This window comes from Microbacterium petrolearium, from assembly GCF_054782875.1.
The window spans coordinates 1-11,254 of record NZ_BAAGRQ010000029.1; the positions used below are offsets into that span (position 1 = coordinate 1).

Here is an 11,254-nt window from a genome sequence, read left to right on the forward strand (position 1 = left end):
CCCGGTGACAACACCCCCCGGATCATCAAAGACAGGGGGCAGCAATCATGCCGGGCCCGGCAGGCCGTCACCGCCTAGCATCCTCCGCCAGACGGTCACGAAGAAAGTAACGGGTCAGCGCGGGGGGAAGCGCGCGTCGAGCCAGGCGCGCAGGTCGGCGCGCACCTGCGGCCAGCTGGCGTCGTTGACGATCTCGTGGCGGGCGTCGGGGTAGACGAGGGTCGTGACGTCCTCGAAGCCGCCGCGGGTGCGGTAGGCGTCGGCCAGGCGGTGCACGGAGCGCGGGCCGCCCACCGGGTCGTCGCGGCCCACGAGCAGCAGGATCGGCACGTCGCGCCCGGCGGCCTCGCGCAGCCCTCGGCGGGGGCGGCCGAACAGGCGCGCACCGTCGACGAGACCGAAGAGCTTGCGCAGCGGCGTGGCGGTCGTCAGCGGGTCGGCGTGGAACGCGCTCGCGACGGCCGGATCGGTCGAGAGCCACTCGAGGCCGTTCGCCTGCGGTCCCCGCCAGCGCGCGTTCAGGTCGCCCGCGTTGAGGGAGCCCGGCCAGCGCAGCGCCGAGCCGCTCAGGACGACGGCGTCGTAGCCCGCGGGATCGGCATCGAAGAGCATCTGCGCGAGGAACGACCCCCACGAGTGCCCCAGCAGGACGAGCGGCAGGCCGGGACGCTCATCCCGGATGATGCCGCTGAGCCGACGCACCGCGGCGAGCGCGGCGGGGTGCCCGCCCACGCCGAGCCTGCCGAGCAGGCGCGCGTCGCCGTGCTGCTTCATGCCGGTGCGGCCGTGGCCGCGGTGGTCGTCCGCATACACGACGAAGCCGGCGCCCGTGAGCGCCTCGATGACGTGCGCGTAGCGTCCCGCGTGCTCGCCCACACCGTGCAGCAGCTGCACGACCCCGCGCGGCGCGCCCTCGGGCTCGTGGACGTCGTAGACGATCGCGACGCCGTGCGCGTCGATGAACTCGGGCATGAGTGGCACCCTATCGCCCCCGAACCGGCACGGCGATATCCGGGTTCCGTTAGCAAATCTAATGAGCTAGGCTAATGATTCGAATGGCTAACGAATCACTCTCCTCCGACGCCTCCGAGATCCGCGCGGCGACCTTCCGCCTCTCGCGCCGCATGCGCCAGCAGCGCGCGGTCGCCGAGATGACCGACGGCCAGTTCGCGGTCCTCGCCCATCTCAACACCCTCGGATCGCACACGCTCTCAGCCCTCGCCGCGCGCGAGGGCATCACCGCGCCGTCGATGAACCGCACGGTGAACGGGCTCGAGGAGCTCGGCTACCTCACGCGCACCGAGGATCCGGCCGACCGGCGCCGCGTCGTCATCGCCATCACCGAAGCCGGCCGCACCGTCGTGGCCGAGACCACGCGCCGCCGCGACGAATGGCTCGGCCGCGTGCTCGCCGGGCTCCCGCCCGAGGACCGCGCCGTGATGCGCCGCGCCGCCGAGATCATCCTGCGCGAGGTCGAGCGCGACCCCCGCCTCGCCGCCGAGCCGCAGGCCGCGCCCGATCCGGCGGATCCGGGTCGCGAGGCCGCGCAGGACGGAGGCCGGCCGTGAACGCGATGTTCCGCTCCTTCGCCTCGTTCAACTACCGGGTCTGGTTCCTCGGCGCCCTCGTGTCGAACATCGGGTCGTGGATGCAGTCGACGGCGCAGAGCTGGGTGGTGCTCACCTACCTCACCGACAACGACGCGGGCGCGATGGGCCTGACCATGGCGCTGCAGTTCGCGCCGCCGCTGCTGCTCGTGGGCGTCACCGGCTGGGTCGTCGACCGCTTCGACCGGCGCCTGCTGCTCATCGTCACGCAGCTGCTGCTGGGCGTGCTCTCGGTCGCGACCGCCGTGCTGCTGCTGAGCGGCCTCATGACGCTCGGGATGATGTACGCCTTCGCGTTCGCGATGGGCATCGTCGCCGCCTTCGACAACCCGGCTCGGCAGACCTTCGTGACCGACATCGTGCGGCACGAGCTCGCCTCGAACGCCGTGGCGCTCAACTCGGCCTCGTTCAACAGCGCGCGCATGCTGGGCCCGGCCGTGGCCGGCGTGCTCATCGTCGCGATCGGATCGGGCTGGGTGTTCCTGCTGAACGCCGCGACGTACCTCGCGATGATCACCGCCCTCCTGCTGATGCGCACGCACGAGCTGCAGCCGCGCGCCGAGCAGAAGAACCGCTCGCGCCTCAGCGACGGGTTCCGCTACGTGCGCACCCGGCCCGACCTCATCGTCATCTTCGTGATGATCTTCCTGATGGGGGCGCTCGCGATGAACTTCCCCATCTACGCCTCGACGATGGCGCTCGAGTTCGGCCGGGAGGCCGACGGCTTCGGCCTGCTCAGCTCGATCATCGCGATCGGATCGCTGGCCGGCGCCCTCATGGCGGCGCGCCGCGATCGCGCCCGGATGCGGGTGGTCATCGCCGCGACGGGGGGCTTCGCCGCGATCGCGTTCCTGTCGTCGCTCATGCCCACCTACTCGCTCTACGCCATCGTCATCGTCGGCATCGGCTTCGCCACCGTGACCATGCTCACCACCGCGAACGGCTACGTGCAGACGACCACACCGCCCGCCGTGCGCGGGCGCGTGATGGCCATCTACATGGCCATCCTCATGGGCGGCACGCCCGTGGGCGCGCCGATAGTCGGCTGGATCGCGGCGGAGTGGGGCCCGCGCGCGGCGATCAACACCGGCGCCCTCGGCGGCCTCATCTCGTGCCTCATCGGGCTGACGTGGCTCATCGCGTCGGGGCGCATGCACCGCCACGAGCACCGCCGCCTCGGCTTCTCGATCGACGAGACCGTGTCGATCCCCGTCATCACGAAGCCGGGACCCGGGCCCGAGGAGTTCAGCGAGGAGATCGCGAGCACGACGCCCATCTCGATCGCCGACGACGATCCGGACGCCGAGCCGGCCCCGCGCCGCGCCTGACCCGCGTCAGCGGGCGAGGACCACCTGCAGCTGCTCCACGGCCCAGTCGAGCTCGGTGGCGCGGATGACCAGAGGCGGGGCGATGCGGATCGTCTGGCCGTGCGTGTCCTTCACGAGCACGCCGCGGGCCAGCAGCGACTCGGCGACCTCGCGGCCCGTGCCGTACGCGGGGTCGATGTCGACGCCCGCCCACAGCCCGGCGCGGCGGTAGCCCGCCACCCCGTGCCCGATGAGCGCGTCGAGACGCGTGCCGAGGTGCTCGCCGAGGGCCCGCGCGCGCTCCTGCACGGCGCCCTCGCGCAGCAGCTCGACGACCGCCAGGCCCACGGCCGCCGCGAGCGGGTTGCCGCCGAAGGTCGAGCCGTGCTCGCCCGGGCGGATCACGCCCAGCACGTCCTCGTCGGCCACGACCGCCGAGACGGGCAGGATGCCGCCGCCCAGCGCCTTGCCGAGCAGGTAGACGTCGGGCACGACGCCCTCGCGGTCGCACGCGAACGTCTCGCCCGTGCGCCCGAGGCCCGACTGGATCTCGTCGGCGATGAACAGCACGTTGCGCTCGCGCGTGAGCGCGCGCACCTCGCGCAGGTAGCCCTCGGGCGGGATCACGACGCCGCCCTCGCCCTGGATCGGCTCCAGCAGCACCGCGACGGTGTCGTCGTCGATCGCCGCCGCCAGCGCCGCGGCGTCGCCGAACGGCACGGCGGCGAATCCCGGCGCGTAGGGACCGAAGTCGTCGCGCGCGTCCGGGTCGTCGCTGAAGCCGACGATCGTCGTCGTGCGGCCGTGGAAGTTGCCGTGCGCGACGACGATCTTCGCGCGGTCGGCGGGCACGCCCTTCACGCGGTAGCCCCACGCGCGGGCCACCTTGATGCCGGTCTCCACGGCCTCGGCGCCCGTGTTCATCGGCAGCACGAGGTCCTTGCCGCACAGCTCGGCCAGCGCGGCCGCGAACGGCTCGAGGCGATCCGAGCGGAACGCGCGGCTCGTGAGCGTGACGCGCCCCAGCTGCTCCGTCGCCGCGGCGACGAGGCCGGGGTGGCCGTGCCCGAAGTTGAGGGCGGAGTAGCCCGCGAGCAGGTCGAGGTAGCGGCGCCCCTCGACGTCGGTCACCCACGCGCCCTCGCCCGAGGCGATCGTGACGGGCAGGGGCTTGTAGTTGCGCGCGACGTGCGGCTCGGCCGTCATCGGGCGCCGCCCCGCAGCTCGAGCGTGCAGCACTTGATGCCGCCGCCGCCGAGCAGCAGCTCGGACAGATCGATCAGCACCGGGTTGTAGCCGCGCTCGCGCAGCTGCGCCTCGAAGCCGGTGGCACGCGGGGAGATGAACACGTTGCGGCCGTCGCTGGCCGAGTTCAGGCCGAACACCGCGCCGTCGGCGTCGGCGACGCGGATCGCGTCGGGGAAGCGGCGCTCCAGCTCGGCGCGGCTGGCGTCGTCGAAGGCGCCGGGCAGGTAGGCGATCGTGGGCGTCTGGCCCGGCGCGACGACGGGGTCGAGCACGCTCAGCGCGGTGTCGAGGTGGTAGAAGCGCGGGTCGACGAGCGTGAGCGAGACGACCTCGCGGTCGAACACGCGCGCGATCTCGGCGTGGCTGTCGTCGGTCGAGCGGAAGCCGCGCCCCGCCAGGACGACGTCGCCGGCGAGCAGGAAGTCGCCCTCGCCCTCGTTCGTGAACTCCGGCAGCACGACCTCGAAGCCGTGCGAGCTCGCCCATTCGATGAAGGCGGGCTCCTCGCCCTGACGCTCCTCGAAGCGGAAGCGCGGCGCGTAGAAGACGCCGTCGATCACGAAGCCGCCGTTGGCGGTGTAGACCATGTCGGGCAGGCCGGGGACCGGATCGATCAGCTCGACCTCGTGGCCGAGCTCGACGTACGTGTCGTACAGCTTCTGCCACTGCCGCACGGCGAGCGCCGTGTCGGTCGGGTTGGCCGGCTCCATCCACGGGTTGATCGAGTACGACACCGTGAAGTGCTCGGGCCGGCACATCAGGTACCGGCGCGGGTGCTGCGTGCGCTCGGAGGCGGGCGCGACGGCGACGGACATCTGGGACATGGATCGCTCCTCGTCGTGAAAACGGGCGGCGGACGCTGTCCTCGGGCACTGCGGAGTGACTCAACACCTACGCGAATGCACGCCGCACACATTCTGCCACGCGCCCGCTGCGAACCCCCGTCTCACACGGTGGGCGGCGAGTACGCCAGCTGCAGCACGAGGTTGCCGCGGTCGCGCGAGATGTACTGCGCGCGGCCCGGCACCGCGGGACGCGGCTTGACGTTGCCGATCAGCGCGCCCTCCTCGGTGGGGCCCGAGAGCATGATGCCGGGCGCCGCCAGGTCGCGCAGCGTCTGCGTCACCGGCTCGTAGAGGCTGCGCGAGGCGCCGCCGATGCGACGCGCGAACATCACGTGCAGGCCCACGTCGGCGGCCTGCGCCAGCAGCGGCTGCAGCGCGGCGAGCGGGTTGCCGCTCGCCGTGGCGACGAGGTCGTAGTCGTCGACGAGCACGAACGCCTCGGCGCCCGACCACCACGAGCGGTCGCGCAGCTGCTGGGGCGTCACATCCGGGCCGGGCAGGCGGTTGCGCAGGTACTGCGCGAGGCCCGCGATCTCCTGGGTCGCCTGATCCGCGGTCGTGTAGTAGCCGGCGAGGTAGTCCTCCGGCACCTCGGCCAGCAGCGCGCGGCGGTAGTCCACAATGAAGATCTGCGCCTGGGCGGGCGTGTAGAGCCGGCGCACCTCGCCGGCGATGCCGCGCAGGAACGACGTCTTGCCCGATCCGGAATCGCCGAACAGGTACAGGTGCGAGTCGGCGCGCGGATCGAAGCCGACGGGGCCGAGCGCGGCCTCGTCGATGCCCAGGAGGATCGAGCGCTGCAGCCGCTCGTCGGTGGCCGCGGCGCGCAGGTCGTCGAGCCGCAGCATCTCGGGCAGCAGGCGCAGCTTCGGGCCGGGGCGACCCTTCCACGCGGCGCCGACGCGGGCGACGAGGTCCTCGACGCCCTCCGCGAGCGAGTCGTCGTCGGCCACGCCGTCGACACGCGGCAGCGCGCCGATCATGTGGTGACCGCTCATCGTGAGGCCGCGGCCGGGGCGCTCGCTGGGCACGTTCTTGGCGATGTTGCGGTTGATCTCCGAGTCCATCGGGTCGCCCAGGCGCAGCTCGAGCTTGCTTCCGAACGTGTCGCGGATCTGCGTGCGGAAGTCCATCCAGCGCGCGGTCGTCGCGACGATGTGCAGCCCGAAGGTGAGGCCGCGCGCCGCCAGCGCCTGGATCTCGAACTCCATCTCGTCGAACTCGGCCCGCAGGGTCGGCCAGCCGTCGACGATGAGGAAGATGTCGCCGTAGCCGTCGTCGACGCGCCCCTCGGCGCGCCAGCGCCGATAGGTCTCGATCGAGTCGATGCTGTGCGCCTTGAAGAACTGCTCGCGCGCGTTCAGGATCCCGAGGATCTCGGAGTACATGCGGCGGAGCACGTCGGGCTCGTTGCGTCCGGCGACTCCGGCCACGTGCGCGAGCCGCGACAGCGGCGTGAACGTGCCGCCGCCGAAGTCCATGACGTAGAACTGCACCTCGGCCGGGGTGTGGGTGAGCGCGAGGCCCGCGACGATCGAGCGCGCCATCGTGGACTTTCCGCTGCGCGCGGAGCCGACGATGGCGACGTGCCCGCCCGCACCCGACAGGTCGAGCTCCAGCACCTCGCGGCGCTGCTCGAGCGGGCGGTCGACGATGCCCAGCGGCAGCCGAAGGCGGCCGCGGCGCCGCCACGACGGCGACACGAGCCCGAGCGCGGGGTCCTCGACGAGGTCGCCGAACAGCTCGTCGAACGTGGGCGGCGTCTCGAGCGGCGGCAGCCACACCTGGTGGGCGGGCGGACCCTGCCCCTTCATGCGCTCGACGGCGATGTCGAAGGTGACGCGCGTCTCGGCCGGCTCGCTCGGGTCCACGTACGCCTCGGCGTCGTCCGCGGCTTGCGTGGGCGCGATGACGGGGGCGGCGGTGAACTGCTGCACCTTGACGTCGCGCACCGGCTGATCGGCGCTGCGCTGCGTGCGCCGCCGGGCCTTGGGGGGCGCCGACACGTAGGCGGCGCGGAACTGCGTGAGCGTGGACGCGTCGGACTTCAGGATGCCGTGACCGCCGCCGCCGGGCAGCTCGAAGGCGTCGGGCACACCGATGACGGCCCGCGAGTCGGCCCCCGAGAACGTCTTCAGACCGATCCGGTACGACAGGTGCGAGTCGAGGCCGCGCAGCTTGCCCTCCTCGAGCCGCTGCGTCGACAGCAGCAGGTGCATCTGCAGCGATCGGCCGAGGCGGCCGATCGCGACGAACAGCTCGGTGAAGTCCGGCTTGGCGGCGAGCAGCTCCGAGAACTCGTCGGCGACGATGAACAGCGCCGGCAGCGGCGCGAGGTCGGTGCGGCCGCCCTTGCGCGCCTTCTCGTAGTCGGCCACGTTGGCGAAGTTGCCCGCGTCGCGCAGCAGCTCCTGGCGGCGCACCATCTCGCCCGTGATGGCGTCCTGCATGCGGTCGACGAGGGTGAGGTCGTCGCCGAGGTTGGTGATGACCGCCGCCACGTGCGGCATGTCGGCCATGCCCGCGAACGTCGCGCCGCCCTTGAAGTCGACGAGCACGAAGTTGAGGTCCTCGGACGAGTGCGTCATGGCCAGCGCGAGCACGAGGGTGCGCAGCACCTCGGATTTTCCCGATCCGGTCGCGCCGATGAGCATGCCGTGCGGGCCCATGCCCTGCTGGGCCGATTCCTTGATGTCGAGGATCATCGGCTGGCCGTCCACCGTGAGGCCGATCGGCACCCGCAGGCGGTCGCGCGCCCGGCGCGGGCGCCACGCGACGGCGGGGTCGAAGTCGCGCACGTCCGGCAGGCCGAGCAGGTCGGTCAGCTCGGCCGAGACGGCCTTCTTCGGGCCGGCCCCCGTCTCCTCGGCGACCTCGAGCAGCGGGGTGAGCCGGCGCGCGGTGGCCTCGGCGACGCTCACGCTGATGCGGTCGGGCACGGCCGGGTGGGGTGAGACGCCGCGGCGCGCGATGTGCATGATCTCGTGCCCTGATGCCTCGGCGAGCAGCAGGCGCAGCGTGTGCGGATCGGTCAGCTCGCCCCACGTCTGCGGCAGGTCGAGCACGGTCACCCCGTGCACGCCGTCCTCCGAGGCGATCGGGTGGCCGGCCGGCAGGTGCCCGCCGTCGACGACGAGCAGGAGGTGGTGGCCCGAGACGGTGGTGCCTGGCGCGAAGCGCGGGCGCTCCGAGATGCCGGCGTCGACGAGCCCCTCGATGTCGGCCCACGTGGCGCCGACGAGGCGGGCGGGGCCGACGGCGTCGCGCTCGCGCGCCGAGTGGGCGTGCGGCAGCCACTTCGTCCACTCCCAGTAGGGGAGCGCGTCGGGCGCGGCGAGCACGGCGACCTGCAGCTGCGACGGGTGCACGAACGTCGTCAGGTGCGCGATCATCGCGCGGGCGAGACCGCGGGCGCGCGCCTCCGATCCGGCGATCTCGATGCGGCAGGTGGAGAGGAGGTCGACGGCGTGCGGCAGCCCGGGCTGCACCTCGTGTGTGAGCACGAAGCTGTGCGCGGCGGAGGCGCTGACCGGGTCGAGCTGCGCGAGGGCGGGCACCGGCGCCTCCTCGAGGTCGAGCGACAGCGGCTGCACCGACGTGCCGATCCGCACGATGTACTGATCCGCCTGGTCCGCGCGCCGCTCCCACACGCGCGAGCCCTCCTCCGCGATGAAGGGCAGCGCCTCGGGATCGGGCAGCACGTACTCGGAGAACTCGCGCTGGCGGCGCGCCGTCTCGCGCACCACCTCGCGCGTCTCGGAGAGGTATGCGAGGTACTCGCGCCGCGTGTTCAGCACGTTCTCGGCGTGCGTCGCCTTCTGGCGCCAGATGTTGCCGCCGACCATCGCGAGCGCCATGAACAGGAACATGCCGCCCATGAGGTAGGTGCGCATCGGGTCGCCGCCCTGATTGAACGACATCAGGGCGATGGCGCCCATGCTGCCCACCATGGGCAGCGCCATCATGAGGGTGTTCGACATGCCCTCGGGCTTGGGCAGCTCGGGCGGTGGCTGGATGATCAGCTGGCCACCCGGCGGTGCCTGCGGCGGACGCTTGGTCGGCGCCGGCATGCTCACGTGTGGTTCCCCCTCCTGCCCGGACGACCCTGCCATAGTATGGCCCCAGGCGGGTCGCGGTTGCACACGCCTTCGAGGATCGGATCGAGAGCGTGGCGGGAACGAGCGTGAATCTCGTGCTCGCGGGGTCGGGCCGGAGGCGCGACCTCGCCGTGCCGAGCGACGTCACGGTCCGGGAGCTGCTGCGCGCGTCGGGACTGGACCCGCTGCGCATGGGCGTGATCGGCCCGGCCGGCGATCCGCTGCCCCTCGACGAGCCCGTCGGCGAGGGCCTGTCCGACGGCTCGCTGCTGTGGGTGTTCGACACGGCCGCCGCGGCCGACGCCTCGCGGGCCGCCGACGAGGCGCAGCGCCGCAGGGCGCGGGCCGGCGGGCACCCGGCAGTGCGCGTGGCCGTGCTCGTCACGCTGGCGGTGGCGCTCACGATCGCGGCGGTCCTCCAGCCGCAGACGCCGTGGGCGGCCGTCTCCGCGGCGGCACTCGCGCTCGGCGCGGGCGCGCTCGCCTTCCACCCCGAGGCGGCGGAGAACGATGTGCGCGCCATGCTCGTGCCGATCGTCGCGTTCGCCGCGGGCGCCGTCGCGAGCTCGGGCACCGCGTCGCCGCAGGCGGTGCTCACCGTCGGGGCCGTGTGCGCCGCCACCGCCGCGTGCCTGCGCCACGGCTACGGCCTGCTGCGACGGCAGCCGGTGCTGCCGGTGACGGGCATCTCGGCCGTCATCTGGACGGCGACCGCCGCCGTGCTGGCCGTCTGCTTCCTCTTCGCGCTGCCCGCCCACACGCCCGCCGCGCTGCTGCTCGGCGCCGTGCCGCTCGCGTTCCGCGCCCTCACGCCCGCATCGGTGCCGATCGACGAGGAGGATCTGCTCGACATGCCGTTCCTCATCCGCGATGCGCCCGGCGTCCGCGAGACCATGCCGCGGCCGCCGCGGCGCGTGGCGCGCGACGACATCGCCGGCACGATCCGCGAGGCCGGAAGGCGCCGCGACTCGGGCGCGATCCTGCTCGCGGCGATCTCCGCCGTCTCGGCGTGGGCGCTGCTCGACGCCGTGCCGGCCGGCACGGTCGCCGCGTGGTGCGCCCTCGGGGGCGTGGCCGGCGTCGCGGCCTTCCTCGGCCTGACGTCGCGCACCGCGCACCGCGGCATCACCAAGGTCGCCACCGGGGTGGGCGCCACGGCGGCCCTCGTGCCGCTCGTGCTGCACGCTGCGCCGCTGTGGCCGCTGCTGCCGTTGCTCATGGCGCTCGCCCTGGTCGTGTGCGGCCTGATCGCCGTGCTGCTGATCCGCCCCGCGCAGGCCGGATGGCGCTCGCTCGGCTGGTCGCGCACGGGCGACATGCTCGAGGTCGCGTTCGTCGCCCTCACGCCCGCCGTGCTGCTCTACGCTTCCGGAATCATCGACGAGATCGGCAGGAGGATCGCATGACGATCGGCTCCGCACCCCCTCAGGGCCCCTCGCGTCGGCAGGTGCGCGGCGCCCAGCCGCCCGCTCCGCCGCGCCCGCCCGCGGGGCTGACCCCTGCGGCGCCGCCGCGCTACCCCACGTTCGACACCCCGCGGTCGCTCGTGCAGGTCCCCGCGGCGGCGGGGCTGGGGCCCCGCATCGCCGCCTGGCTGATCGATCTCGCCGTCGTCGCCGTCGTCACGGTCGGCGCCTGGCTGCTGACGGGGTCGGTGCTCGTCACGGTGATCGTGGCCGTCGAGATCCTCGTCGGCCTCGCCGTGTGGGAGGGGCACACGGGGTCCACCTTCGGCCAGCTCGCCCTCGGGCTGCGCACCGTGCGCGCCGGCACGGCGGTGTCGGCCGGGGCGCCGCGCGCCTTCCCGCGCGCGCTCGTCTTCGGCGCCTCGCACCTCGTCGTGGTGGGTCCTCTCGTGCTGCTGCTCACCGCCACGGCCGATCGCTCCCGCAGGCGGCAGGCGTGGCACGACCGGATCGGCGACCTGCAGGTGATCGACGTGCGCCGCACCGAGTTCGTGCCCGCCGAGCAGGAGCCGCCCTCGCGCGCGGCCGCCCCATACGGCGCGGTGCCGCCGGGAGCCGCGCCGTACGGCGGCACGTAGGCGAGCGCCGGCACCTCGTCCTGCCACACGAAGCCGACCGCGAAGAGGATCGCGGTGGCCAGCAGCGCCCCGAGCGCAACCGCCTTCATGCGCCGCAGGGCGCGGC

8 protein-coding genes are annotated in these 11,254 nt (G+C 73.3%); 4 read left to right on the forward strand and 4 right to left on the reverse strand.

Going from position 1 to position 11,254, the window contains the following annotated elements:
- Positions 1–114 precede the first annotated feature (114 nt).
- Entirely contained in the window at positions 115–972 is an 858-nt protein-coding gene (locus ACYVJ0_RS13120; RefSeq protein WP_449853891.1) for an alpha/beta hydrolase, read from the reverse strand.
- An 83-nt stretch (positions 973–1,055) separates the two neighbouring features.
- Between ACYVJ0_RS13120 and ACYVJ0_RS13125 the strand changes: the two genes are divergently transcribed.
- Positions 1,056–1,568 carry a MarR family winged helix-turn-helix transcriptional regulator gene (locus tag ACYVJ0_RS13125; protein WP_449853892.1) on the forward strand — a complete coding sequence of 171 codons (513 nt, stop codon included), beginning with the start codon at positions 1,056–1,058 and terminating at the stop codon, positions 1,566–1,568.
- Positions 1,569–1,573: 5 nt separating this feature from the next.
- Positions 1,574–2,935 carry an MFS transporter gene (locus ACYVJ0_RS13130; RefSeq protein ID WP_449853912.1) on the forward strand — a complete coding sequence of 454 codons (1,362 nt, stop codon included), beginning with the start codon at positions 1,574–1,576 and terminating at the stop codon, positions 2,933–2,935.
- Positions 2,936–2,941: 6 nt separating this feature from the next.
- Here the strand turns inward: ACYVJ0_RS13130 and rocD are convergent, their stop codons facing one another.
- The 3 genes from rocD to eccCa all read right to left on the reverse strand — a co-directional run bounded on the left by rocD (position 2,942) and on the right by eccCa (position 9,077).
- The gene (gene rocD, locus ACYVJ0_RS13135; protein WP_460818283.1) at positions 2,942–4,120 is read right to left on the reverse strand and encodes an ornithine--oxo-acid transaminase; all 1,179 of its coding nucleotides are present in this window, start codon (positions 4,118–4,120) and stop codon (positions 2,942–2,944) included.
- Entirely contained in the window at positions 4,117–4,986 is an 870-nt protein-coding gene (gene ddaH, locus ACYVJ0_RS13140; RefSeq protein ID WP_460818285.1) for a dimethylargininase, read from the reverse strand. The genes rocD and ddaH overlap by 4 nt, the downstream gene beginning before the upstream one ends.
- A 122-nt stretch (positions 4,987–5,108) precedes the next feature.
- The gene (gene eccCa, locus ACYVJ0_RS13145) at positions 5,109–9,077 is read right to left on the reverse strand and encodes a type VII secretion protein EccCa (RefSeq protein WP_460818289.1); all 3,969 of its coding nucleotides are present in this window, start codon (positions 9,075–9,077) and stop codon (positions 5,109–5,111) included.
- A gap of 98 nt (positions 9,078–9,175) precedes the next feature.
- Here eccCa and ACYVJ0_RS13150 point away from each other — a divergent pair, with 98 nt between their 5' ends.
- Both ACYVJ0_RS13150 and ACYVJ0_RS13155 read left to right on the forward strand, forming a co-directional pair.
- Positions 9,176–10,510, forward strand: a complete 1,335-nt coding sequence (locus ACYVJ0_RS13150; RefSeq protein WP_460818286.1) for a hypothetical protein — start codon at positions 9,176–9,178, stop codon at positions 10,508–10,510.
- Positions 10,507–11,148, forward strand: a complete 642-nt coding sequence (locus tag ACYVJ0_RS13155; protein WP_460818287.1) for an RDD family protein — start codon at positions 10,507–10,509, stop codon at positions 11,146–11,148. The genes ACYVJ0_RS13150 and ACYVJ0_RS13155 overlap by 4 nt, the downstream gene beginning before the upstream one ends.
- The last annotated feature ends 106 nt before the right edge of the window (positions 11,149–11,254 follow it).